This is a genomic window from Haloarcula sp. H-GB4 (genome assembly GCF_030848575.1).
Lineage (GTDB): Archaea > Halobacteriota > Halobacteria > Halobacteriales > Haloarculaceae > Haloarcula.
In genome coordinates, this window is the sequence record NZ_JAVDDX010000002.1 from 349214 (window position 1) to 372733 (window position 23520).

Below are 23520 nucleotides of genomic sequence, written 5' to 3' on the forward strand. Positions count from 1 at the left end.
TTGTGGATGAAGCATTCAGTCCGCGACAGCTTCGTCCGATCCGGTCGCCACGCTGGGGTCCTGAATCCAGAGGTCCCCGAAGAGGTCATCCTGCTGGAGTCGGACCTGACCACGGTGAGCTAAAAAGAGCAATCCGAGGAACGTCTCGACGCGGGTCCCACCGGCCGTGTCGACCTCGCGGTACAGCACCTCATCGCGGCCCTGGTCGTACTGCTCGCGGACGGCGTCGTGCACGTCAGCGATGATATCATCGATGTTCTCGGCGTGGGCGGTCCCGGTCACATCGGCGGCGGACGGTTCCTCATCCAGTCGCATATCGTCGGCCCCGCGGTAGTCCAGTTCCTGCGTCCCACGGTCGTACCCGCTCGGAGAGTCACTGGTGTCGTACTCACGTGACTCTTTCCACCACGATTCCCGTTCGGCATCGCGGAGGTCCCGAACGAGTTCATCGAGCGTCTGTGGCATCCCGCGGGCGCGGCGGCGTTCGAGCCGTCGGTCCATCTCCGACTCCAGCGCGGCGAAGGGGTCCGGGTCCTCGATGGGCGCGTCCTCGTGCATCGCCTGCTCCCACGGCTCGGCCGGCTCCTCGTCCGTCTCGCCCTCGCCGAGCATCGCGTCGCTTTTCATCCGGATGAGGACGCTCGCGTAGAACAGCGCCCGCCCTGACGTGCGAAGGTCCGCATCGTCGATGCGCTGGAGGAACTTGTCCGTGACTCGCACCACGTCGATGTCCCACGGGTCGATTTCGCCGTCGTCCGCGAGCTGGACCAGCACTTCGACCGGTTCGACGTCTTCGTCTCCGTCCTCGTCGCTGTCGGTCGTCTGGTCGTTTTCGGGGCGGTCCTGTGCCGCCGTATCGTCGCCCGAGTCGGCGGACTCGCCCAGCAGGGCCGTGGCGTCGCTGGATTCGCCCGGTGGCTCGCGGTCCTCGTGCCCGGTGATGTTGAGCGGGATGTCATCCGCCTGATCTCCTGCCTCTTCATCGTCTCGTGGCTCCCCACGGTCGCCGCTCGACTGTTCCGAGGGCCCGCCGTCGCGTTGCTCCGCCGTCTCGCGGGTCACATCCGTTCCCCGCTCGCTGTCCCGAGGCGCTTCCTCCGGGCGCGCCTCGCTCTTCTCGCTAGTCATCAGCCGGAACCTCCTCATCACCGTCGCCCTCACCGCTGAGGTCGATGCCGGTCACGGCGCTCACGTTGTCGCCCTGCATCATCACGCCGATGGCGCGCTCGGACCGCTCCAGCATGGCCGAGCGGTGCGAGACGACGACGAACTGGGCGTCGCCAGCAAGTTCGTCCACCAGTTCGCCGACGAGGTCGGCGTTGGCCGCATCGAGGAAGGCGTCGACCTCGTCCAGCGCGTAGAACGGCGCGGGATTGTGCCGCTGGATGGCGAAAATAAACGCCAGCGCCGTCAGCGACTTCTCGCCCCCAGACATTGCGTTCAGCCGCTGAATCGGTTTGTCGCCCGGCTGGGCCTTCATCGTCAGTCCGCCCTCGAAGGGGTCGTCCTCGTCTTCGAGGTGCAGGTGACCAGTACCGTTCGAGAGCCGCTCGAAGATATTCTGGAACTGGTCGTTGATCTCCGTGAACGACTCCATGAACGTCTCCTTCTTTCGGGCTTCATAGGTGTCGATGCGGTCGCGGATGCCGTCGGCCTCTTCGACCAGTGTCGCCTTCTTGTCTTCGAGTTCTTGCAGGTCGTCGTTGACGCGGTCGTACTCTTCGATAGCCCGCATGTTGACCGGCTCCAGTTTCTCCATCTCCCTCTCCAGCCGGTCGATTTCCTGCTCGACCGTGTCGTGGTCGGGCACGTCCTCGGGGTCGTAGTCGCCGACCTGCGCTTCGAGTTCGTCGATTTCCCACTCCAGACGCTCCTGCGTTTCCTGCTCGGATTCGAGGTCGCGCTCGACTTCGGAGACGGCGGCCTGTTGCTCGTCGCGGGCCTCCTTGGCCTCCTGCAGGTCGTCTTTCAGATCCTCGCGCTCGGACTTGAGTTCGGCCAGTTCCTCTTCGAGGTCAGCAACATCCTGTTCCTTCTCGGCTTTCAGCTCCTGCTTCTCGGCGACCCTCGCTTCGAGGTCATCGATGCGTTCCTCGTGTTCGGCCTTGCGGTTCTGGGCCGCCTCGATGTCGTCGTGGAGGTCTTCGATAGCCTCCTCGGCGTACTGCTTTTCGAGTTCGTACTCGTTGAGTTCGGCGTCGAGCTCGTCCTGTCGGTCTTCGAGCGTGTCGATGTCGTCCTTGATCGACTCGCGCTGGTCGGTCAGATCCGGCAGCTCCGAGTCCTCGACCTCGGCTTCAAGATCGTCGATATCGTGCTGGAGCGCGTCGATCTCTTCGGTCTTTTCCTCGATGTCAGCCTCCAGTTCGTCCATCTGGTCGGCCACGTCCTCGCGCTCGTCAGCGATTTCTTCGAGGTCGGCTTCCAGTTGTTCGATGCGCTCCCGGGTGTCTTTGAGCGCGGTCTGCTTGCGCTCGATGCTCGTCTCGATATCACGGACCTGCTCGGTTGCGTCGGACTCGCGGTCGCGGGCGTCGTCGAGGCGCTCCTCAACATCACGGAGGTCGTCGCGTACGTCAGCGCGCTCGTCTTCGAGTTCGTTGATGCGCGTAGCGACCCGTTCGAGCTTGCCAGCGCCGCCGGAAAATGAGTATCGCGTGCCCGAAGAGGAGCCGCCGGTCATCGCGCCGGATTTCTCGACGAGGTCGCCCTCAAGCGTGACCATCCGGTAGTCGCCCATCAGCTCGCGGGCAGTGTCCATACTGTCGACGACGACGGTGTCGCCCAGCACGTACGAGAAGATACCCGCGTACTCGCGGTCGAAGTCTACGAGGTTGTACGCGAAGTCGATGACCCCGTCAGCGCTTGGCAGCGAGCCCAGCGAGCGGTTCTGCATCTGTGTGATCGGCAGGAACGTCGCCCGGCCGGCGCTGCGTGATTTGAGGTACTCGATACAGCGCTGGCCCACGCTGTCGTCGTCGACGACGACGTGGGCGAGTCGCCCGCCGGCCGCCGTCTCACAGGCCGTGGCGTACTCGGGGTCGACGCCGCCAAGTTGGCCGACCGTACCGTGGACGCCGTCCTGACCGGCGTTGAGAATTGCCGTCACCGCCCGGCCGTACGAGGAGTCGCCGTCCTCGCCGGCTTTCGCCTCTAGCTGGGCGTACTCCTGTTGTTTCGCGCTGATCTCGTCTTCAAGCTCGTCCAGATCAGACTGGAGTTCGCGCTTCTCGGCTCGGAGGTCGTCGACGACCTCGCCGATGGTCGCCTTGTTCTGCTTTGCCTTCTCCAGCTCCGTCTGCAAGTCCTCGATATCGGCTTCGAGGTCGGGAATCTCGGCTTCGGCCTCCTCGATAGCCTCGCGCTTCTCGTCCTCGGCGTTCGAGCGCCGCCGGGCCTCGTCGAGCAGGCGGTCCTGCTCGCGCTGGAGGTCGTTCTTCTCGCTTTTGAGCGTCTCCAGTTGCGAGCGTTTCTCCTCCAGTTCGTCTTTGACCTCCTGAAACTCCTCGCCAACCTCGTCGATGCGTTGCTGGACCTCCGCGAGTTCGGATTCCTTCTCCGCGATGTCGGCCTTGACATTTGATTTGGCGACTTTCGTCTCTCGGATGTCGCTTTCGAGGTCGTCGATGGTCTCTTGCTTGCGGTCGATCTGGACGAACGCCTGTCGGCGCTCGTTTTCGGCGGATTCGACCGTCTCCTCGGCGGACTCTATCTTGTCATCCAGCCTGGAGATGTCGCCTTTGATCTCCTCGATCTCGCGTTTGATGGCGAGCTGTTCGTCCTCGCCCTTGCGCTCGATTTCCTGATTGAGTTCGTGGAGTTCGTCTTCTAACCGGATAACCGCACCCTGCCGCTCGTCGAGTTCCGTCTGGAGTTCGGTGAGTTCGCTTTCGAGTTCGTCAATAGCCTCCTCGACGGCCGCCAGTTCCTCTCGCTTGTCTTCAAGTTCGGCGGCCCTGCGGTACCCCTCGTACTCCTCTTTCTCGTCGCGGAGATCCTGGTACTTGAGCGCCGTCTCCCGTTCGTCTTCGAGTTGGTCAAGACGCTCCTGTTTCTCCTCGATGCGGAGTTCGGCCTCGTCGATGCGCTCCTGGACGACTTCCAGTTCGTCGAAGGCGTCGGCCTTCTTGGCGTCGAACTGGGCGACGCCGGCGATCTCGTCGATGATTTCCCGACGAGAGCCGGCGGTCATGTTGATGATCTCGGTCACGTCGCCCTGCATGACGACGTTGTACCCCTCCGGCGTGACGCCGGCCTGGGCGAGCAGGTCCTGAATGTCGGAGAGGTTCACCGAGCGACCATTGATGTAGTAGTAGGAGTAGTAGTTGTCCTCGGTCTCCTTGACCCGGCGCTTGATGGCGATCTCGTCTACGTCGCCCACGTCTTCAGTGCCGGCGGCGTTGACGACCTGCGAGCGTGACAACGTCCGGTCGTCGTTTGCCAGAATTACCTCGACGCTGGCCTGCCGTTCGCCGTCGTACTCGGCGTCTTCGTCGGCGTGGCCGGGGTTGTAGATGAGGTCAGTGAGTTTCTCGGCGCGGATACCCGAAGTGCGAGCAAGTCCAAGCGCAAATAGAATCGCGTCGATGATGTTGGACTTTCCCGAGCCGTTCGGGCCGCTGATGGTGGTGAAATCTTCGTAAAACGGGATTCGGGTCTTCCGTCCGAAGCTCTTGAAATTGTCGAGGACGAGCTCTTTGATATGCATGCGGTGGTGTGGCCGACAGCCCTACGCGACGATGATGTCGGACTCCGAGTCCTCTTCGGTTTCGGTCTCGGTCTCCGACGCGGCCTCGGCTTCCTCCCTGTTATCAATCTCGTTGGTATCCTCAGTGTTAGGTGTGTCGGCCTCCGTCGAAGTGGCAGCCGATTCCTCCGAGTCGGGCTCGTCAGCGCTGAATCCGTTGTCCTCATCGACGCTGGCTTCGAGTTCCCGGATGCGGACCTTACATTCGACGAGTTCGTCGGTCAGTCCTTCGACCGACGCTTCCAGTTCTCTGACGCGCGTTTCGAGTTCCTCGACTCGGTTGCCGCACATATCCGTAACCCAGCCATTGTGGACACTTATACCTACGTCAGACATTGGCAGTCCGAGTGATACGTCCGCTCCGTTGGGCCGAGCCCGTCCCGACACTGTACAGGGTCGTTAGCCTTTAGCCACGCGCCACCGAACCCCGGACAATGACTGCGCAAGCGTCCGAAGCCCGCGAACTCGCGGCCGTCATCGGGCTGGAGGTCCACGTCCAGCTTGAGACGGAGACGAAGATCTTCTGTGGTTGTTCGACCGACGTGGCCGATGCCGAACCCAACACCCACACCTGCCCGGTGTGTCTGGGCCTTCCCGGCGCGCTCCCGGTGGTCAACGAGGGTGCGGTCGAGGCCGCCGTGAAGGTCGGCAAGGCTATCGATGCCGACATCCCGGAAGAAACCACCTTCCACCGGAAGAACTACTACTACCCTGACCTCCCAAAGAACTTTCAGATAACGCAGTACGATTCTCCGATCTGTCAGGACGGAGAACTCGAATTCTCCGTCGAGAGCGAGCGCCGCAGCGTCGACATCCGCCGGGCACACCTTGAAGAGGACCCCGGCTCGATCAAGCACGTCCGTGAGGGGTCGGGCCCACTGGAGTCACGGACCTGTTCCATCGAGCGCGCGGATTACACTCTCATCGACTACAACCGCGCCGGAACGCCACTAATGGAGATCGTCACGGAACCGGACTTCCGCGCGCCGGGTGAGGTCCGGTCGTTCCTCGAAAAACTCGAAGAAGTGCTTGAGTATCTGGGCGTGTTCGACGCAACGCGGGACGGCAGTCTCCGCATCGACGCGAACCTCTCAATGGTCGACGCCAGCGAAGTTGGTGAGGACGGCGATATCGACAAGTCCGTTCTCGAAGACGCCAACCGCACCGAGGTCAAGAACATCTCAAGCCACAAGGGCGCGGAACAGGCGCTCTCCTTCGAAGCCTCCCGCCAGCGGAAGCTCATCCAGTCGGGGCGCGCCGTCGAGCAGGAGACCCGCCACTTCAACGAAACGCACGGCAACACGGTGTCGATGCGTTCGAAGGAAGAGGAAAAGGACTACCGCTACTTCCGGGAGGCCGACCTGCCGCCGCTTCGAGTTAGCCACTGGAAGGATGAGGTCCCGATACCGGAACTCCCAGACGCCCGCCGCGAGCGGTTCGTTGAGGAGTACGGGCTCAGTGAGGAGGCCGCCTCGAAGCTCACGAGCACGAAGCAGGTCGCGGACTTCTTCGAGGACGTGACCGAGCGCTTCGACGCCGACCTAGCCGCGACGTGGGTCGCGGACAACCTGCTTGGCGAACTGAACTACCGCGACATGGCCATCACCGACATCGACGATCGCTTCGACGAGGTGACCCGACTTGTGGCACTCGTCGCCGAGGACGAAATCACGGCGAAAAACGCCCGTGAGACCGTGCTTCGGGAGATGCTCGATACGGGAGATGACCCCGACGCTGTCGTCGCCCGCGAGGGACTGGGCAAAACCTCCGGCGACGAGGTCCAGCAGGCTGTCGTGGAAGCTATCGACGAGAACCCCGATGCTGTCGAGGACTACCACAGCGGCGAGGACGGCGCAATCAACTTCCTCGTGGGGCAGGTCATGCAAAAGACCGGTGGGAGCGCTGACCCCGGCGACGTGAATGGCTTGCTGCGCGAAGAACTCGAGAGCTAAAAGAGCGTCCTACGCAGCCTAAACGGTGCAGAGACGGCCTGATATTGCAATTACAGCTGCGGCCAGTCATCTGGCAGTTCACCAGCGTGGTTCTCAAGCAGCTCAAGCATCGGTTCGATTTCGTCGAATCGCCGGCCCCGTGATACCTCATCGGCCGCCCGATCCCAGTTGATGTACGCTAAACTGGCCAGACGGGGTAAGTCATCGTGGCGGAGTTCAGTTTCAGTACTCTGCGCCCCGACACTTCTTGGCAGAAAGTCGACAATCGGCCGCGGACTATCCTGTTTCAGCATGAACAGAATCATTCGACGACGGCGGGTAAACAACGCCTCAAACACCCGGTCCATCCCTGTGTCCCATATCACGTCCGGGATAGAAGTTTCCATCCAGTAACAAGAGACACACTACTGATAATAAATGTCACGATACCGCCGTTCCTTTGCCGAGTCGGTCCTGAATTCTACAGGCGTGGGTACCCTACGAGGCTATCCTCATATTTGCTACGCTGAGCCGCGTGCTACGATTCGCTTGATGCGTTCGGCTCGCCATTCTCACGTCGCTCGCCCGGGATAATCGCAGGGTCTTTCCACAGCAGCGTGACGAAGATCGCAGCGGCGAGCGCTTCGAGGGTTTTGATCGCGGATTCAGTCGGTTCCGTGTTGAAATGGTCCAGTATCAGCAGCGCGGTGCCCCCGCCGTGGTGGCCGCCGCTACCGGACGACGGCGCAGAGAACCCATCAACGAGGAAGGCACCGTGGCCGGTGGCGTGCCAGAACACCCACCCGGCGATGGATGCGACCATGAGGACCGTCCCGGCAATGTAGGCGTTCCGCAGGCCGATGACGCCTCTGGTAATGAGATATGGGCCGGCGAGCACCACTGCGGCGAAGCCGACGAACAGGAACGGGCGAGGGTCCGGCGGGAGCCCCCGGCCGAACAGTCCCTCAATCGCCTGCGCGTAGATGATGCTTCGCGGGAGTCCCCACCAGAGGTGAAACGCCGCCGTCGCGAAAGCGAGTGCGGCGGCGGTTCCGCGGAGGAGTTTGGTCGTCCGGCGATCCATACCGTCAGTCGGGGTGGCAGTGGCAAGAGTGCGTCGAAGTGATGAGTGGCGCTGAGGCTGCCCAACTGCGTGGGACCGCTGCCGAAGTAGTACTGGGGCTACCTCCGCGCGAGCGCGAGCGGCCCCGCAAGCGCCCGCACACCCGCGCTGTCGCCTGATTTTCCCGAAAGCCTTTAGAATAACTGACTCCGTACCGACGGGTAATGACAGAGACTGGTGGTGTCCGATGAGGCTGATTATCACCGAGAAGGACAACGCCGCTCGCCGCATCGCGGAGATCCTCTCTGAAGGAGGGGCATCCGCGAATCGGCGCAACGGCGTCAACGTCTATCGGTGGGGGAACACCCGCGTCGTTGGCCTCTCCGGGCACGTCGTTGGCGTCGACTTCCCCGAGGAGTACAACGACTGGCGCGACGTGGAACCGGTCGAACTCATCGATGCCGACGTGACAAAAGAGCCCACGCAAGAGAACATCGTCACCACGCTGAAGCAACTGGCACGCGAGGCTGACGAGGCGACCATCGCGACTGACTACGACCGCGAGGGGGAACTCATCGGGAAGGAGGCCTACGAGCTCATCCGCGAGGAGACCGACGTGCCCGTCGACCGCGTGCGCTTCTCCTCGATCACCGAACGGGAGGTCCGGGACGCCTTCGCCAACCCCGACGACATCGACTTCGACCTGGCGGCCGCCGGCGAGGCCCGCCAGATTATCGACCTGGTGTGGGGCGCAGCACTTACTCGCTTCCTCTCGCTGTCGGCCCGGCAACTCGGCGACGACTTCATCTCCGTGGGCCGGGTCCAATCGCCGACGCTGAAACTCATTGTCGACCGCGAGCGTGAGATTCAGGCCTTCGACCCCGAGGACTACTGGGAAATCTTCGCCGACCTCCAGAAGAACGGGTCGGGCTTCGAGGCCCAGTACTTCTACGACGACGACGGAAAGGAGGCCGAGCGGGTCTGGATTGAGGACGACGCCGACGACGCCTACGCCGACCTGACGAGCGTCGACGCCGCGACGGTGACGAGTGTCCGCCGCCGGACCCGCACCGACAGCCCGCCGACGCCATTCAACACTACCGCCTTCATCTCCGCCGCGAGTTCGCTGGGCTACTCCGCACAGCAGGCGATGTCCATCGCCGAAGAACTGTACACCACCGGTTACATCACCTACCCGCGAACAGACAACACGGTCTACCCGGACGACCTCGAAGAGGACGCGCTCCTTGATGAGTTCGTTGGGGCCGGACATTTCGGCGAGGACGCCGAGACCCTGCTGGAGCAGGACGACATCACCGCCACCGAGGGCGATGAGGAGACCACCGACCACCCGCCCATTCACCCGACGGGCGAGATTCCGCCGAAGGCCGACCTGTCGGACGACGAGTGGGAGATCTACGAACTGGTTGTCCGGCGCTTCTTCGCGACAGTCGCCGAGGCCGCCACATGGGAGCACCTCCGCGTCGTCGCCGACGCTGGCGGCCGCTCGCTGAAGGCCAACGGCAAGCGCCTGGTCGAACCGGGCTACCACGAGGTGTACCCCTACTCCAGCGCCAGCGAGAACCACGTCCCCGATGTGGAGGAAGGCGAGGAACTGGCCATCTCCGAGGTGCGGATGGAGGCCAAGCAGACCCAGCCGCCCCGCCGCTACGGCCAGTCCCGGCTCATCCAGACGATGGAAGACAAAGGACTGGGGACGAAATCTACCCGCCACAATTCCATCGAGAAACTGTACGACCGCGGGTACATCGAGGGTGACCCACCCCGCCCGACAACGCTGGCGATGGCCGTCGTCGAAGCCGCCGAAGAGTTCGCTGACCACGTCGTCAGCGACGAGATGACCGCCCAGCTAGAGTCGGACATGACCGCCATCGCCAACGGCGAGGCAACGCTCGACGACGTGGCCGACGAGTCCCGCGAGATGCTCAAGCGGGTGTTCGATGAACTGCGCGACTCCCGCGAGGAGATCGGCGAGCACCTTCAGGAGTCGCTGAAAGCCGACAAGACGCTCGGTCTCTGTCCCAAGTGCGGCGAGGACATGCTGGTTCGGCGCTCGCGCCAGGGGTCGTACTTCGTCGGCTGTGACGGCTTCCCCGAGTGTCGCAACACACTCCCGCTACCGTCGACGGGCGAACCGCAAGTGCTCGAAGAGCACTGCGAGGAGCACGATATGCACCACGTCAAGATGCTCGCTGGTCGGGACACGTTCGTCCACGGCTGTCCCCGCTGTGAGGCCGAGAAGGCCGATGAAAGCGAGGACGAGGTTATCGGGCCGTGTCCAGAGTGTGGCTCGGAGCACGGCGGCGACCTCGCAATCAAACACCTCCGCTCGGGCTCCCGCCTCGTCGGCTGTACGCGCTACCCCGACTGTGACTACTCGCTGCCATTGCCCCGCAACGGCGACATCTCCGTGACCGAGGCGTTCTGTGAGGAACACGACCTGCCGGAGCTGGTCATTGATGCCGACAGCGACGATCCGTGGGAACTGGGCTGTCCTATCTGCAACTACGAGGAATATCAGGCCCGGACCGCTATCGAAGATCTAGAAGACCTGAACGGCATCGGCTCGGCGACCGCCGAAAAGCTCGGTGATGCCGGCGTTGACTCGCTGGCGGCGTTACGGGATGCCGACCCCGACATCGTCGCCACCGAGGTACAGGGTGTCAGCGCCACGCAGGTCCAGGAGTGGCAGGACGAACTGGAAGCATAGGCAGACACTGGTTTCCGTGTATTTCGCGTTTATTACATATTGGTCGGCTAGCTCTGGCAATCAACGACGACCTATCCTAGCGGACCCGGTTGGCGTTTGGTGATCTCGGCACGCCTTATCTATACTGCTGTGACGAATGACAATACATCTATACTTTTATCCCATGACCAAAACTAGTCACCATAATGACAAAGAAGTCACGCCGTCAGTTCATCCAGCTTGCGACAGCCGGAACAATGGGGGGAGTAGCTGGGTGTAGTAGCTTTTTGCCGGCAGACTCCAGCACAGACAGCACTCAAACAGACAGCACCCAAACAGACCACTCCGGCAACGAAGGCGGGACGGTAGAAGGAACAGTAACTGATCTCACCGGAGACGCAATCGCAGACGCAAGCATAGCTGCAGTTGTTTCCGGAAACGGGGCCGTGGCAGAGGGAGCCACTGATGCGCAGGGCCAGTTCGGCATTCAGGAACTGAGTGGTCCGGCTTGGTTGCGCGTTACCGCGTCCGATTTCATTCCGTACACAACCGCTATCAAACCCGGATCCAGTTATCAAGTAGCACTCACGCCACGTACTGGAGCCGCAGCGCTCAGTTTTGGTGGCGATGTGATGTTCGGTCGGCGGTTCTACGAGGATGACGACCCGCTTGAGCCACACTTCCAGATACCGGCGGGAGAGCACGAGGCAGCACATCGCTCGATTCTCCAGCATATTTCGCCGCCGTTTCAGGATGCCGACATCACGTCAGTGAACCTCGAAACGCCGCTGACAACGACTTCGTGGCGCCATCCCTCGAAAGCATACACGTTCACGTCACACCCGGCCGCCGCTGAAGCGATGGAACAGGCTGGAATCAACTATGCTGCGCTCGCGAACAACCACGCGTTCGACGCATTGACGCCGGGGCTAGACGACACAGTACAGGCGCTTGATGAGGCTGGCATCAGGAATTCAGGGGCAGGAGCGTCGAGTAAAGAGGCGTGGGACCCGACATACATCGAAACACAGGGGCTCACTGTTGGGCTCATTTCCTGTGCCACGATTACCGGTGACCAGTACGATATCGACTGGTCGGCTGACAACGGCTCGTCCAAGACGCACTCGGTAACAGGCGATGATATCCCTGACACGGCTGCTACTGGGTCGCTGACGTTTTCTGGCGATGTTGGGGTAGCGACCGCGACTGCGGCACAGATTACTGACAACGTCGCTGTAGCCAGTGCGAACGCTGATATTGTCGCTGTCCAGATTCACGGCGGAAACGAGTACCAGCGAACACCAACAGACGAGATTGAGCGAGTAACTGATGCAGCCATCGCCGCCGGTGCAGACATAGTGGTGAATCACCATCCACACGTCACCGGCGGTGTTGAACTCCGGGACGGCGCGCTCGTTGCATGGTCTCTCGGGAATCTCGTGTTCGATCAAGAGTTCTGGGCAACGTTCCCCTCTAATATCCTGACTGTCCACGTCACCGACGAGGGGATCGCCAGAGCGTACGTCGACCCCGTCCTCATTGAGGCATACGTACCAAAAGGAGTCGTTGGCAAGCCCCGGCGATGGCAACTGCGACAGACCGCAACGCTGTCCTCCGACCAGTTTACACTCGATGATGGGACGCTTGAGTACCGGGCTGACAGTAACTCAGCAGTACAAACAGAAACCCAGACGCTCGAAGGGAATGGAACGATATACACACGTAAATCCGGATGGGTGAGTCGGATTGTCGATGGGGTATCGTCTGTCGAACTCGGGCGTGATCTACTTCCAACTGGAACGTTTGACGATTCGGACGTAGACAGCAAGCAGCACGAAGGGGCTCTGTGGCGGTTCGGTCGTGGTCCAGACTCGAACGGTCCGGAGTTCGGCCACGATGGGAGCGGTGGCGTGCAGCTTTCCCGCACGGCGGAGTCTACACAGCGGTCGATTCTGACGACAGCCGAACGTGTGCCTCTCACGGGGCCAACAACACTACTGGGGCTGTACCAGCATGAGACAGACAGCCGACTCGAACTGCTCGTCCGATGGTACGAGTCAGTCGGCGGTTCGGAAGTCGATTCGGTCTCGATTGACCTGCCACAGACAACAGGGTGGGAGCGGCTGGAGCAGGCACTGGAGACGCCTGACGAAGCCGAGTATATCCGCTTCTACTTCCGCCTCTACCCCCCTGAAACGGGACCTGAACGTACCGCTCAGTTCGACGACATCCGGTTAATTGAATGGACTGCTGCTGAGACCGGCAGCAGAGCGCATGACCACCTCCGAGTAGAGGACACCGTAACCGTCGAATTCGCCACGGCGAGCCGGTCAGACAGAGACATATTGTGGGACCCACTCCAGCAGTGACAGCTGGCTACGCGGCTGCCGACAGCACGGCTCACCGACACGTACCATGCTCTCGATTCAGACGAACCGTGTCGGCTCCGTCGAACCGCAGTCAGTCGGAGATGAACGTCACGCCGTCACAGACCGGACATTCGACGGCGTCCGCGTTGTCGGCTGTGATTGTCTCGACAGCACCGTAGACGACCGCATGCGTTACCGGCTCAGGTATCTGGCGCTCACAGAGCGGACACTCAACGACGCCTACTCGCAGTCGGTCTCGCTCAATGCTGTGGCCAGTGGTCACAGCTGGAGGTGGGACGTGGAACTCGGGCCGTCGTCGTCATCAATGCCGCCCTCGTGGGCGAAGGTATAGTCGTCGTCCGTGAGGAACACGTCGCCGTGGGTCTCCGAAATTTCGATGCTGGGGAGCGTTGTCCCTGCGGCGTCGCCGTTGTCACAGCCGCCATCACAAGCGTCGAACAGTGACCCGTGTCGGGGGCAGATAAGCTGGTCACCGCGCATCGGGACGCCCCGCCCGGTGTCGAACCGCTGTGCTTCGTGCGTACACCGGTTCACCCACGCCTCGACGCCGTCTTTGCAGGGAACGAGAACGACTTCTTCAAGGTCCCCGTAGGGGTCTTCGGTGGTGAACAGCCACGACCCGTCCTCATGGACCGTCTCGACTGTCGTTAATCGCTGCACGACTGGCGCGTTAGGTTGCCGCTGATATCAGCGTTACCGTCGCACGTATAGCTGTCCCATCACTCGCCGGTCTCCGCGGCGATGAGACGCACCAGCGCAGTGACAAACACCTCGAACAGTCGCCAGACCAGCACACAACTGACGACGAGCACGGCAAGGACGATGGCGACCAGCCAGAGGAGAAGGCCGTACTGCAACGCAGTGAGCAGTCCTGTCACCAGTCCGACGACGAACCCGCCGATGAAGAGGCCGCCGGAAGCCTGGAGACAGCGGCGTTGCCAGTGGTCAAACGCCAGCGCGTCCTCAGCACCCAACAGCGATGGTAAGGCGAGACCGAGCCCGGCACCGCCCAGCGCGAGGATGAAGAAGACGCTGCCGAACAGATACGAAAGTCCACGGACGAAGCCGTTGTCGGATGCCGACGCTGGCGGCATCGTCGAAAACGAGTACAGCACTGCCACCGTCACGACAGCACCCGTGAGAACGAGCACACCCCGGATGGCAGTGACGACGTACCGGCGTTTGTCCGCTGTCATCGTCTGACGATTGTAACATAGTCGTCATAAATCTTCGGAGACGTATATATCCGGAGCCAACATCAGTCAGGCTGTCCGGGCAGGGCTGTCAGCGTGACCCACTGTGATGGGTGTATCCGAAGCGGTTATACGGCCACGCGCAAGTCTGGCAGGTATGAGCGACTGGGCGGACTGGGACCACATCGTGAAGATAGACCCCGACAAGACGCTGGTCGATGGAGAGACGTTCGAAGACGTCGCGGCGACGGGGACTGATGCCATCGAAGTCGGCGGGACTACCGGGATGACAGAGGAGAAAATGAAGCGGGTCGTCGACGCCTGCGGGAAACACGATATCCCTGTGTATATCGAGCCGTCTAACCCCGCATCTGTCGTCCACAGCGACCGTCACGACGGCTATCTCGTACCGGTCGTGATGAACGCCGGGGACGTGACTTGGATCACCGGCGCGCACAAGGAGTGGATACGCATTGACGACGAAATCGACTGGTCGCGGACTTTCACCGAGGCCTACATCGTCATGAACCCGGAAGCGTCGGTGGCATCCTACACGCAGGCCAACTGCGATCTCAACGCGGACGACGTGGCCGCCTACGCCGAAGCCGCAGAGCACTTGCTGGGACAGGAAATCGTCTACGTGGAGTACTCGGGGATGCTCGGCGACCCCGATATCGTCGCCGCCGCCGCGGACATCCTTGACGACGCGACGCTGTTCTATGGCGGTGGCATCCACGACTACGAGTCCGCCCGTACGATGGCACAGTACGCCGACACCATCGTCGTCGGCGACCTCGTCCACGACGAAGGCGTTGATGCAGTGCGAGAGACGGTGAAAGGCGCGAAGGACGCGACGGCGACAGTCCGGTAGCTAGAACGCCAGCCGTTCGAGCAACCGACCAACGACGCCGCCGGGATGACGTTTCGTGTCTACTTCCATTGACGCGTGGTCGCTATCTTGAATTGCTGACTGCGTGGTCCCGTCGTCGTTTGACGCACGGGCCGAAAGCCCACCGTTGCTTGCGTGGATCAGGAGCGTTCTGTCATTGTCAGCCGCGTCTATCGCTGCCGAAAGCTCGTGCCGGTCGACGAAGGTCCGCTCCGTCGGTACGTCACAGAGGTCCAGCAGGTCGTCGTGGTACGCTTCGAGTTGCTGGCGTTCCTCGGACGACTGGCGCTCGTCGAGTGGGTAGAGGAACCGAAGGTCGGCTCCAGTCGCTGTCGCGACAGCGTTCCCGACGCGGACTTTCAGCGGGTCGTACGGGCCGCGGGTCGTGACCAGCGTGATCGTATCCAGCGCGTCGAGCGGCTGTGCGTCGACGGCGATGGTATCGCAGTCGGTCTGTTTTCGGATGCGGTCGATACTGTCGCCCAGCAGCGAGTCCTCGAACGATGCGCCACGTTCCACCAAGAGCACATCGACGCCCTGCTCGTCGACGGCGTTTGCGACAGCCCGCTCGGGATGGTGGCTGACGAGTTCGCCGTACTCGACAGGAACATCGAGGGCAGCCGCCAGCGTATCAGTCCGGCACTCGAATTCGAGGTCGTCCTGAGACTGCACACCGGAGGCGTAATCGAGGGGCTGCTGATCGGGCACTTCGTCGAACTGGACGACAGAGAGACTGCTGCCGGCGGGCGAAAGTGCGGCCCCGACCTCCAGTAGTGTCGCTTCGCTCTGTCGCGAGGAGCCTTCGGGGAGCGCGACAAGCACGGAGGTCCCCGCCGTCTCATCGAGCGTCTCCTCGGTCCGGTCAAGCGCGCGGTCGCCGATGCTCCGGCGCACGGACTCTTTGATCGCGCCCTCTCTGGTGACTCGTGGTCGGACGTAGCCCAGATACCAGACGACGCTGCCGATGACAATGCCGACGGCTCCGACGATCGCAACCAGACCCATCTGCGTCAGCAGGGCGAAGCCAGTCAGGGTGCCGAATATCGGCGTCCACGGGTACAGTGGGACCTCGAAGGAGGGGTCGTAGTCGGGGGCGTCGCTCTCACGGAAGCCGATGAGCGAGACGTTGATGAGCGCGAACACGAGGATTTTGAACGCGCTCGCGAGCTTCGCGATTTCCAGAATCGGAACAAAGAGAATGAGCAGCAACATCACGCCGCCGGTCAGCGTGATGGCGGTCACCGGCGTGCCAAAGCGGTCGCTGATCGTGCTGAACAGGTCGGGCGCGAGTCCGTCGCGGCTCATGGCGAACGGGTAGCGCGACGAGGAGAGGATACCGGCGTTGGCCGTACTGACCAGCGCCAGAATCGCCGCTAGGACGACGGCCGCGACGCCAGCAGTGCCAAGCGTCGCCTCGGCTGCGTCCGCAATCGGCGTCGTACTCCCGGCGAGCTGGTCAAGTGGGATGACGCCGACGACGACGGCGACAACGAGCACGTACAGCAGCGTGGTAAAACCGAGGGAGCCGAGCATTCCAAGCGGGATAACGCGGTCCGGATCTTCGACCTCCTCGGCGATGGAGGCGATTTTCGTCACGCCGGCGAATGAGACGAACACGAGGCCGGTCGCGGCGAAGATGCCCTCGACGCCGTAGTCCCACATCCCACCGTACGTCGCGGTGTTGACTGCCGGACCACCGCCGGCGACGAACCAGCCGATCGCCACGAGCATCACCGCGACGATACCGATTTGGAGTCGGCCGGTCTGTTCCGCCCCGAGGATGTTGACGAGGACGAGAACGACGGCGAGCGTGATCGCGACCGGACGGATCGGCAGGTCGAACAGAAGGACGAGGTACGGCACGCCGCCGACGAGCGCGAGCGCGCCCTTGAACGAGAGCGAAAACCACGTGCCGAGGCCGGAGACCGTGCCAAGCAGCGGCCCCATCGACCGCTCGATGTAGACGTACGTACCGCCGGCCTCGGGCATTGCTGTCGCCATTTCGGCCTTGCTGAGTGCGGCGGGGAGCACGAGCACGCCCGCGAGCAGGTAGGCGGCGATGATGCCGGCCCCGGCGTCTTTCACCGCCAGTGCCGGCAAAATGAAGATGCCACTGCCGACCATTGCGCCGATTGATATCGCTACCACTGACAGCAGTCCGAGGTCGCGTTCCAGATCCTTGGCCATGATTACGCGGTTTCGTGCGTCTGGAGCGTTGTTTCCACAGTGCGTTCCAGTTCGGTCGCTAGGATCTGCGAGCCACAGACCACCTCAGAGCCGACCGACTCGAACGCCGGTCGATGCTGCGGGTCGTTGAGCACGACGACCACGGTTTCGACATCGAACTGCGTCCGAAGCAGTTGTGTCACGAGGAACGCCCCCCGGTCCGCCTGCATCGAGACCAGTGCGATATCGGTCGTTTGGGCCCCAGCGTCCCGGAGAACAGCACACTCCCGCTCGTCACCGACTACCACGCGGGTGTCGTCGGGTGTTTGCCCGGCAACACCGTCGTGGTCGGTGACGAGACAGGCATCGGTGCCTCGATCTAACGTCGCTACTACCTCAGACCCGACGTGCCGGTCGCTGATGACCAGTACCGACGGGGGGTCGATGTCGTCGTCCACACGTTCGCGGAGTCCGGTAAGGGATATCATTGGGTTCGTAGAGCCGGATCGAGCCGGCCGGTACGCACCTATTGATTCCGGAAGACGATAAATATCTAGGTAAGAGTTCCGATTCCGGACTATTATGATTATATAAGCACCTTTCGGAAGTTTATACTATTTAGACGCACTCTCAGCATCGTCGTGCCCGAACTGGTGGAACGGCCGGGTGTACTCGTTCCGAATAAGGTCCTCATCAACGACCTCCAGTCCAATATCGTTGAGGTCCCTGCCGATGCGGCTCAGGTCGTTTCCGTCGGCTCCGACCACCTCGACGTGGACGTTGTCGGCCCCGGTCATGACCTCCCGGATGGCGACGACCCCGGACACATCGAGTGCCCGCTGTGCGACCTCCTCGCGCTCGTGGATTGGTGCTGTACAGACGATGAGCGTATGGAGTTGGTACCCCGCGGCCTCGTAATCGACATCGACATCGTAGCCGGCGATGACGCCAGCGTCTTCGAGCTTCGTGATGCGATTCCGAACGGTTCGTGCGGAGACATCAAGCGATTCGGCTATTTCACTCGCTGACGTGTGTCTCGCATCCTGCTGGAGCGCGTAGATGATGTTCCGGTCCAGGTCGTCGATAGGGTACTCCGCGTCGGCCATGGCGGCTATTTTGATGGCTACCAGTACAAAGGTTCAGGATATTGTCCCAGACGGCGTGGTCTCGGCTGTGACGCGCCAGCAGTACGACGACTCGCTACGGATTCGAGGCACCGACGCCGCTGTGTCTCAAAGGAGGACCGACTGTTCGGTGAGCGTCACAGTTACCGATGGGCGATATGCGACCCAGTCTGCGTTCTCGTCCGTGCGGTAGGAGAGGGGTACTGCATCAAAGTAGCCTTGCAGTGTGTACGTGCCGGCAGCTGAGACCCGCCGCCCGTCGAGTTCATACTGCCGCTCGATGGATTCGGTAGCAGCCAGCGTGCCGGTGAGTGGGGCATTGTCTTTGCTCGCCCCGTTTGGCTGTATTTCGACGGTGTCTGCCTCCGCATACTCATCAGTCACCAGTAGAATGTCAGATATCCTTGACTCACCCGCTGGAGTCAGTTCTAACGCCCCGAGTGGCCAGGTGCCGGTGTTCTTGATGATAACGTCCTGTGTCCCAGTGTTTCGGAGCGTTATGTCCAGCCGGCCGGGGCTTTCGATTGCTATGTTTCGGTCGACCGCCGTCACGTCAAGCGCGAGCGGGTGGGAATCATCTTCGGTTTCCACGCTGGAGATAGTGTACTCGGTATCACCCAGACAGCCGGCGAGCCCGGACAGTGCCGCCGTCGACACGGCCAGATATTGGCGGCGATTCATGTATCCACCTCTCTGGCGTGTGCGGAGCCGTCAGTCAGTCTCATGAAGATATCCTCGACTGTCGCGTCAGACGAAAGGTCACAAGTGTCTCGGAGCGCCGGCAGGGTCCCTTCCACAATGAGATCCCCCTCATAGAGAATCCCGACGCGGTCACAGACTATATCGACCTGCCCAAGAACGTGACTGGAGAAGAACACCGTCGCACCACGCTCGGACTCCGCTTCCACAACATCCCGCACCAGCGCGACGCCGTGGGGGTCAAGCCCGGTGAACGGCTCATCGAGAATCAGGAGGTCCGGCTCCCCGACGAGACTCATCGCGAGTGCTAGCCGCTGTTCCATCCCCTGTGAGAACTCGCCGGCGGGCCTTTCGATGGCGTCGGCCAGACCCACGCGTTCAAGCAGTGCCCGTGGATCGTCGTCCGCACGCTTCGTATCAATCACCAGTTTGAGATGCCGCCGCGCGGACAGCGACTCGTAGGTCTCGAAACGGTCGGGGCAGATACCAACGCGCTGATGACAGGCAACGACATCGTTCCATGGATCGTGGCCGAGAACGCGCGCTGTCCCCGACGTTGGTTTGATGTAGTCCATCAGCAGATTGATCGTAGTCGACTTGCCGGCGCCGTTCGGGCCGAGGAAGCCGTACACCTCGCCCTGTGCAACAGTCATGTTCAGTTCATCAAGCGCAACAACGTCGCCGTACTGTTTCGAAAGGCCATCAGTCTCGATTGCCGGCGACGTCATGCGAGGTCACCTCGGTTGAATCGATAGCTGGCCAGTGCGAGTGGGATGACTCCCCAGAGAAGCAATACGACGAGAGCTATCGATTCGTGGAGATAGGCTGGGACTGGCTGTCCACTGAAGGCTGCGTCAACGACGTACGCGTTGACCGAGTGCCCGGGATACAGTACTGTGGCGACTAACGTGTACTGGTCACCGGAGTTCGCCAGCCCGAGTATCCCGTTCGTTACAGTTCGGTACGCTCGATCCGGTGAAATCCGAAGGATAGCGAACAAGAGACCGTCGGCTGGCGGGTTGAGCGGATTCACTGCGTTCCCGGTCACAGCTGAGTAGAGACGGACACCAATGATTTTCCACCCAAGTGTCAATAGCAGAAAGAAACCGCCGAAGAGTACGGCGGTTACACGGACTGTGCTGGTCGTCACTGCCGATGCCGCTGTTGCGATCGACACGAGCACAACGATGTACAGTACCGTCACCAGAAACACGCCGATGAAACGCAGCGGGGAGAACAGCCCGAACTTGAAACCACCAATCACGCCGAGAACAATTGTTGAAACGGCAAATGGTACCACAGCGCCGACGCTCCGACCGAAGACTTTGCCGATGAGAATGTCAGTCCGCGTGAGTGGCAACCCCAGCAGGAATTTCAGACTGCCTGACGTGCGCTCCTGGATAATCGACCGATACGTCAGTAACAGCACACAGAGTGGGAGGAGGAACGACCCGGCTACCTGCACGAACCCGACCGTAACGTCCGGGCCAAGCAGATCCCAACTGATGTAAGTGGGATTATATCCCCAGACGACGAGCAGGGGTGCAAGTATCCAGGTGCCTTTCGATTTGAGTAACGTGGTTGCCTCTTTCCGTGCAACAGGGAACCATCGGGGGAGGGCCATATGGTCGGGTTTGAAAGTGTATTATATAAAACACACTGTCAACTGCTGCTATGTTTAAACGAAAACGGGATATCGCTTCGGTCGGGCCTGAAAGGCACTGGTGCCCCTGCTTAAGACCAACCGTGTTCTGAGAGCGCCCTGCCCTCGCCTCGAAAGACTGTTCTTAAGTTACGGCCACAAGAACGAACAGCCATGGAAAACCGAACCTACACGGCGGACGCAGCGCCGGGTGACACGGTCACCGTCGCCGGCTGGGTCCACGAGATCCGAGACCTCGGTGGTATTGCCTTCCTTATCCTTCGAGACACCACTGGAAAGATACAGGTCAAATTCGAGAAAGACGAGATGGACGACGACCTCGTGGAAACGGGGCTGAACGTCCAGCGCGAGTCGGTCATCTCGGTGACCGGCGACGTCGAAGAGGAGCCACGCGCGCCGACCGGTGTCGAAGTCACGCCGGAGTCTGTCGACGTGATTTCGGAGGCCGACCCCGAACTGCCGCTTGACCCGTCGGGCAAGGTCGACGCCGAACTGCCGACCCGCCTCGACAACCGGACGCTCGACCTCCGCAAGGACGAGGTGAAGGCCATCTTCGAGATCCGCGCAGAGGTTCTCCGGTCGGTCCGCGAGGCGTTCCGGGACATCAACTGCACGGAGATCAACACGCCGAAGATTGTCGCCACGGGGACCGAAGGCGGCACTGAGCTGTTCCCGATCACGTACTTCGGGCAGGAAGCGTTCATGAACCAGAGCCCGCAGTTGTTCAAGCAGCTGATGGTCGGCTCTGGCCTCGAACGTGTCTTCGAAATCGGCCCGATCTTCCGTGCCGAGGAGCACAACACGCCACGGCACCTCAACGAGGCGACCTCTATCGACTTTGAGTCGGCCTTCTACGACCACACCGAGGCGATGGACGCCTGTGAGCACGTCGTCCAGTCCGCCTACGAGGGCGTCGCCGAGAACTGTCAGGACCAACTCGAAGCGCTCGGTCTTGAAGACGAGTTCGCAGCTCCCGAGGGCGACTTCCCGCGACTCACCTACGAGGAAGCGCTCGACAAAATCAACGCCACCGGCGAACTTGACGAGCCGCTGGTGTGGGGCGACGACCTCTCAACGGAGGCCGAGCACGTCCTCGGACAGGAAGTCGGCGAGCACTACTTCATCACCGACTGGCCAAGCGAGATCAAGCCGTTCTACATCAAGGACCACGACGACGATGAAGAAGTCTCGACCGGCTTCGACATGATGCACCCGTCGATGGAACTGGTCTCAGGCGGCCAGCGTGAGCACCGCTTTGACCACCTCGTCGAAGGGTTCGAACAGCAAGGGCTGGACCCGGAAGCCTTCGAGTACTACACCAAGATGTTCAAGTACGGCATGCCGCCACACGCCGGCTGGGGCCTCGGCGGCGAGCGCCTTATCATGACGATGCTCGGGCTAGAAAACATCCGAGAAGCGGTGCTGTTCCCGCGAGACCGGCAGCGCTTGTCTCCCTGAGACAGCGCTGTCCATGTCGAGCGGGAGCTTGTCACGAGCGAAGCGAAGTGACAGTGTTCCCGCGAGACCGCAGCGTCTGAGCCCGTAGGAAGCGAGGTTTTGACCGCAGGGAAAAAACCTCGGTAAAGCGAGCGGGGAGGAACGACCCGCGAGCGCACTGTCTCGCAGCGATTCAGTTCTCCGAACTTGGAGTTTCAGAGGTAGACAGCCGCAGGGCTACACATCGAACGACACGACGACCGAAGTCCGGCCTGTCCCCGACTAGGCGTTTGCCGCTGCCTGCTTCAGAATCTGTGGGGCGACCACAACTTCGAGGACAGCGATACCGAGTGCAACATACCGTATCGTTCCCTCAAGAAAGAGGAACGCGACAGCCGCGACAACCGTGGCGCTGATCAGTGGGATACCGTAGCGAATGGCCGGGTTTTCGAATGGGGAGGGCATACAGACTAGTCAATTAGACGATATAAGTTATGTTTTCTGCATCTGCTACTGTGCAGGCAGAGATCGAGAGCGGTCAGTATACGACCGAGAATACGCAAGCAGGGCGGATACTGCTCACGTCACGGCACGGGGCTCAGTCGTCTGCGGGCGCAGTGCCGCCGGAGCCGATGCTCATCCCGGACCCTGAGACGGTGCCTTCGTTGGCGGCGACCCAGCGCAGGAGCAAGAACGCGAAGACGTACTTCGCGAGGATATCCAGCCCGGAGTAGCCCCACGAGGTGACGCCGACACTCAGCAGGGCGACTCCCTCGGAGCCCAGCGCCCACAGAATCGGATAGCCGAGCCACAGCACCACAGTTAGAATCTTGAGCGTCCCGAATATCTCGCTCGTCCCGGCGGCCTCTGCGTCGGCCGGCCACTGGACGAGCAGGACGTACAGCACTGCGACGAAGAACGCACAGCTGATGCCATAAAACACCCAGCGTAGCAGGTGCGAGGAGGTGATGAGCGCGGCGGCGAGGCCGGTCACACACATCCCGATGTCCATCGTGATTGCGGTGAACAGCGATGCCATATCAGTATCGGCGAGCAGGCCCAGCGCCAAGAGAATCATCGGTGTTGAGAACGTCCACGTCAGATAGCGGCCCCACGGTGACAGAACCTCCTGTCCGGCGAGGGCGTGGCCCGGTGGCATCTGCAAAAATCCGACCGTCAGCCCGGAGGCCAGGCCGGCATAGCTGGAAATCGAGACCAGCGGCACCAACATCGTCGCGACCCAGATGAGTTTCGCGCGGGGCGACTCGATATCCCGACCCATCGCGACGAACAGGAGGATGACGACGCCCGCCAGCGCGATGTTCACCCAGATCGATGAGTTCAGGAGGAAATCCGACTGTATCTCCTGGAGCACGTCTGACTGTGTCGCCTGAAGCACTGTCGTTGCAGTGGTACTGGCAGCTGTCATGTATACTGGCTACGAAGAGCACACTTAAAGACGCGTAGCCAAACGGTATCGGTATCCGCTGTTGAATTCGGGTTTCGGA

Annotated in this window: 21 protein-coding genes; 5 read left to right on the forward strand and 16 right to left on the reverse strand. The window is 61.5% G+C overall.

All coding sequences use genetic code 11. The features are described from left to right. Positions 1–15 precede the first annotated feature (15 nt). The 3 genes from RBH20_RS10305 to RBH20_RS10315 are packed head-to-tail and all read right to left on the reverse strand — an operon-like array spanning position 16 to position 5038. Positions 16–1128: a segregation/condensation protein A gene (locus RBH20_RS10305; RefSeq protein ID WP_306708222.1), complete on the reverse strand. Its 1113-nt coding sequence runs from the start codon at positions 1126–1128 to the stop codon at positions 16–18. Then, complete coding sequence (smc, locus tag RBH20_RS10310) at positions 1121–4708, reverse strand: chromosome segregation protein SMC (protein WP_306708224.1); 3588 nt, start codon at positions 4706–4708, stop codon at positions 1121–1123. The genes RBH20_RS10305 and smc overlap by 8 nt, the downstream gene beginning before the upstream one ends. 21 nt (positions 4709–4729) lie before the next feature. After that, positions 4730–5038: a hypothetical protein gene (locus RBH20_RS10315; protein ID WP_306708226.1), complete on the reverse strand. Its 309-nt coding sequence runs from the start codon at positions 5036–5038 to the stop codon at positions 4730–4732. A 143-nt stretch (positions 5039–5181) separates the two neighbouring features. Here RBH20_RS10315 and gatB point away from each other — a divergent pair, with 143 nt between their 5' ends. Continuing rightward, positions 5182–6699, forward strand: coding sequence for an Asp-tRNA(Asn)/Glu-tRNA(Gln) amidotransferase subunit GatB (gene gatB / locus RBH20_RS10320; protein WP_306708228.1), 1518 nt, complete (start codon positions 5182–5184; stop codon positions 6697–6699). Positions 6700–6749: 50 nt separating this feature from the next. Here gatB and RBH20_RS10325 read toward each other — a convergent pair whose 3' ends face one another. Next, positions 6750–7046: a hypothetical protein gene (locus tag RBH20_RS10325; protein WP_306710421.1), complete on the reverse strand. Its 297-nt coding sequence runs from the start codon at positions 7044–7046 to the stop codon at positions 6750–6752. Between the two features lie 170 nt (positions 7047–7216). Next, positions 7217–7762: a hypothetical protein gene (locus RBH20_RS10330; protein ID WP_306708230.1), complete on the reverse strand. Its 546-nt coding sequence runs from the start codon at positions 7760–7762 to the stop codon at positions 7217–7219. A 226-nt stretch (positions 7763–7988) separates the two neighbouring features. Here RBH20_RS10330 and RBH20_RS10335 point away from each other — a divergent pair, with 226 nt between their 5' ends. Beyond that, complete coding sequence (locus tag RBH20_RS10335) at positions 7989–10472, forward strand: DNA topoisomerase I (RefSeq protein ID WP_306708232.1); 2484 nt, start codon at positions 7989–7991, stop codon at positions 10470–10472. 185 nt (positions 10473–10657) lie between these two features. Continuing rightward, complete coding sequence (locus RBH20_RS10340) at positions 10658–12820, forward strand: CapA family protein (RefSeq protein WP_306708233.1); 2163 nt, start codon at positions 10658–10660, stop codon at positions 12818–12820. 91 nt (positions 12821–12911) lie between these two features. Here RBH20_RS10340 and RBH20_RS10345 read toward each other — a convergent pair whose 3' ends face one another. From RBH20_RS10345 to RBH20_RS10355, 3 genes are read right to left on the reverse strand one after another with little or no spacing between them, the layout of a single operon-like run. Continuing rightward, a complete protein-coding gene (locus RBH20_RS10345; RefSeq protein ID WP_306708236.1) occupies positions 12912–13103 on the reverse strand; it encodes a hypothetical protein in 192 nt (63 codons plus the stop codon). Continuing rightward, positions 13100–13501, reverse strand: coding sequence for a Rieske 2Fe-2S domain-containing protein (locus RBH20_RS10350; protein WP_306708238.1), 402 nt, complete (start codon positions 13499–13501; stop codon positions 13100–13102). The genes RBH20_RS10345 and RBH20_RS10350 overlap by 4 nt, the downstream gene beginning before the upstream one ends. 59 nt (positions 13502–13560) lie before the next feature. Continuing rightward, positions 13561–14037 (reverse strand): hypothetical protein, encoded by a 477-nt coding sequence (locus RBH20_RS10355; protein WP_306708239.1) that lies wholly within the window; start codon positions 14035–14037, stop codon positions 13561–13563. A gap of 154 nt (positions 14038–14191) precedes the next feature. Here RBH20_RS10355 and RBH20_RS10360 point away from each other — a divergent pair, with 154 nt between their 5' ends. Continuing rightward, entirely contained in the window at positions 14192–14905 is a 714-nt protein-coding gene (locus tag RBH20_RS10360; RefSeq protein WP_306708241.1) for a phosphoglycerol geranylgeranyltransferase, read from the forward strand. On the opposite strand, the gene RBH20_RS10365 is transcribed toward RBH20_RS10360, so the two are convergent. The 6 genes from RBH20_RS10365 to RBH20_RS10390 all read right to left on the reverse strand — a co-directional run bounded on the left by RBH20_RS10365 (position 14906) and on the right by RBH20_RS10390 (position 20536). After that, a complete protein-coding gene (locus tag RBH20_RS10365) occupies positions 14906–17110 on the reverse strand; it encodes an APC family permease (protein WP_306708243.1) in 2205 nt (734 codons plus the stop codon). A 2-nt stretch (positions 17111–17112) separates the two neighbouring features. Then, positions 17113–17577 carry an NAD-binding protein gene (locus RBH20_RS10370; protein ID WP_306708245.1) on the reverse strand — a complete coding sequence of 155 codons (465 nt, stop codon included), beginning with the start codon at positions 17575–17577 and terminating at the stop codon, positions 17113–17115. Positions 17578–17703: 126 nt separating this feature from the next. Further along, complete coding sequence (locus RBH20_RS10375; RefSeq protein ID WP_306708248.1) at positions 17704–18195, reverse strand: Lrp/AsnC family transcriptional regulator; 492 nt, start codon at positions 18193–18195, stop codon at positions 17704–17706. A 126-nt stretch (positions 18196–18321) separates the two neighbouring features. Then, the gene (locus RBH20_RS10380; RefSeq protein ID WP_306708250.1) at positions 18322–18894 is read right to left on the reverse strand and encodes a hypothetical protein; all 573 of its coding nucleotides are present in this window, start codon (positions 18892–18894) and stop codon (positions 18322–18324) included. Next, positions 18891–19640, reverse strand: coding sequence for an ABC transporter ATP-binding protein (locus tag RBH20_RS10385; protein WP_306708252.1), 750 nt, complete (start codon positions 19638–19640; stop codon positions 18891–18893). The genes RBH20_RS10380 and RBH20_RS10385 overlap by 4 nt, the downstream gene beginning before the upstream one ends. Then, the gene (locus tag RBH20_RS10390; RefSeq protein ID WP_306708254.1) at positions 19637–20536 is read right to left on the reverse strand and encodes an ABC transporter permease; all 900 of its coding nucleotides are present in this window, start codon (positions 20534–20536) and stop codon (positions 19637–19639) included. Before RBH20_RS10390 ends, RBH20_RS10385 begins: the two co-directional genes overlap by 4 nt. A gap of 192 nt (positions 20537–20728) precedes the next feature. Here RBH20_RS10390 and aspS point away from each other — a divergent pair, with 192 nt between their 5' ends. Further along, positions 20729–22033, forward strand: coding sequence for an aspartate--tRNA(Asn) ligase (aspS, locus tag RBH20_RS10395; protein ID WP_058994747.1), 1305 nt, complete (start codon positions 20729–20731; stop codon positions 22031–22033). A gap of 261 nt (positions 22034–22294) precedes the next feature. Here aspS and RBH20_RS10400 read toward each other — a convergent pair whose 3' ends face one another. Both RBH20_RS10400 and hop read right to left on the reverse strand, forming a co-directional pair. Then, complete coding sequence (locus tag RBH20_RS10400) at positions 22295–22477, reverse strand: hypothetical protein (protein WP_306708256.1); 183 nt, start codon at positions 22475–22477, stop codon at positions 22295–22297. Between the two features lie 133 nt (positions 22478–22610). Continuing rightward, on the reverse strand, positions 22611–23441 hold the full coding sequence (gene hop, locus RBH20_RS10405) for a halorhodopsin (protein WP_306708258.1): 831 nt from the start codon (positions 23439–23441) through the stop codon (positions 22611–22613). Positions 23442–23520: the final 79 nt, after the last annotated feature.

Bases quoted from the DNA above. Each gene is read 5' to 3' on its own strand.
- RBH20_RS10305 (WP_306708222.1), bottom strand. From the start codon at position 1,128: ATGACTAGCGAGAAGAGCGAGGCGCGCCCGGAGGAAGCGCCTCGGGAC.
- smc (WP_306708224.1), bottom strand. From the start codon at position 4,708: ATGCATATCAAAGAGCTCGTCCTCGACAATTTCAAGAGCTTCGGACGG.
- RBH20_RS10315 (WP_306708226.1), bottom strand. From the start codon at position 5,038: ATGTGCGGCAACCGAGTCGAGGAACTCGAAACGCGCGTCAGAGAACTG.
- gatB (WP_306708228.1), top strand. From the start codon at position 5,182: ATGACTGCGCAAGCGTCCGAAGCCCGCGAACTCGCGGCCGTCATCGGG.
- RBH20_RS10325 (WP_306710421.1), bottom strand. From the start codon at position 7,046: ATGGACCGGGTGTTTGAGGCGTTGTTTACCCGCCGTCGTCGAATGATT.
- RBH20_RS10330 (WP_306708230.1), bottom strand. From the start codon at position 7,762: ATGGATCGCCGGACGACCAAACTCCTCCGCGGAACCGCCGCCGCACTC.
- RBH20_RS10335 (WP_306708232.1), top strand. From the start codon at position 7,989: ATGAGGCTGATTATCACCGAGAAGGACAACGCCGCTCGCCGCATCGCG.
- RBH20_RS10340 (WP_306708233.1), top strand. From the start codon at position 10,658: ATGACAAAGAAGTCACGCCGTCAGTTCATCCAGCTTGCGACAGCCGGA.
- RBH20_RS10355 (WP_306708239.1), bottom strand. From the start codon at position 14,037: ATGACAGCGGACAAACGCCGGTACGTCGTCACTGCCATCCGGGGTGTG.
- RBH20_RS10360 (WP_306708241.1), top strand. From the start codon at position 14,192: ATGAGCGACTGGGCGGACTGGGACCACATCGTGAAGATAGACCCCGAC.
- RBH20_RS10365 (WP_306708243.1), bottom strand. From the start codon at position 17,110: ATGGCCAAGGATCTGGAACGCGACCTCGGACTGCTGTCAGTGGTAGCG.
- RBH20_RS10370 (WP_306708245.1), bottom strand. From the start codon at position 17,577: ATGATATCCCTTACCGGACTCCGCGAACGTGTGGACGACGACATCGAC.
- RBH20_RS10375 (WP_306708248.1), bottom strand. From the start codon at position 18,195: ATGGCCGACGCGGAGTACCCTATCGACGACCTGGACCGGAACATCATC.
- RBH20_RS10380 (WP_306708250.1), bottom strand. From the start codon at position 18,894: ATGAATCGCCGCCAATATCTGGCCGTGTCGACGGCGGCACTGTCCGGG.
- RBH20_RS10385 (WP_306708252.1), bottom strand. From the start codon at position 19,640: ATGACGTCGCCGGCAATCGAGACTGATGGCCTTTCGAAACAGTACGGC.
- RBH20_RS10390 (WP_306708254.1), bottom strand. From the start codon at position 20,536: ATGGCCCTCCCCCGATGGTTCCCTGTTGCACGGAAAGAGGCAACCACG.
- aspS (WP_058994747.1), top strand. From the start codon at position 20,729: ATGGAAAACCGAACCTACACGGCGGACGCAGCGCCGGGTGACACGGTC.
- RBH20_RS10400 (WP_306708256.1), bottom strand. From the start codon at position 22,477: ATGCCCTCCCCATTCGAAAACCCGGCCATTCGCTACGGTATCCCACTG.
- hop (WP_306708258.1), bottom strand. From the start codon at position 23,441: ATGACAGCTGCCAGTACCACTGCAACGACAGTGCTTCAGGCGACACAG.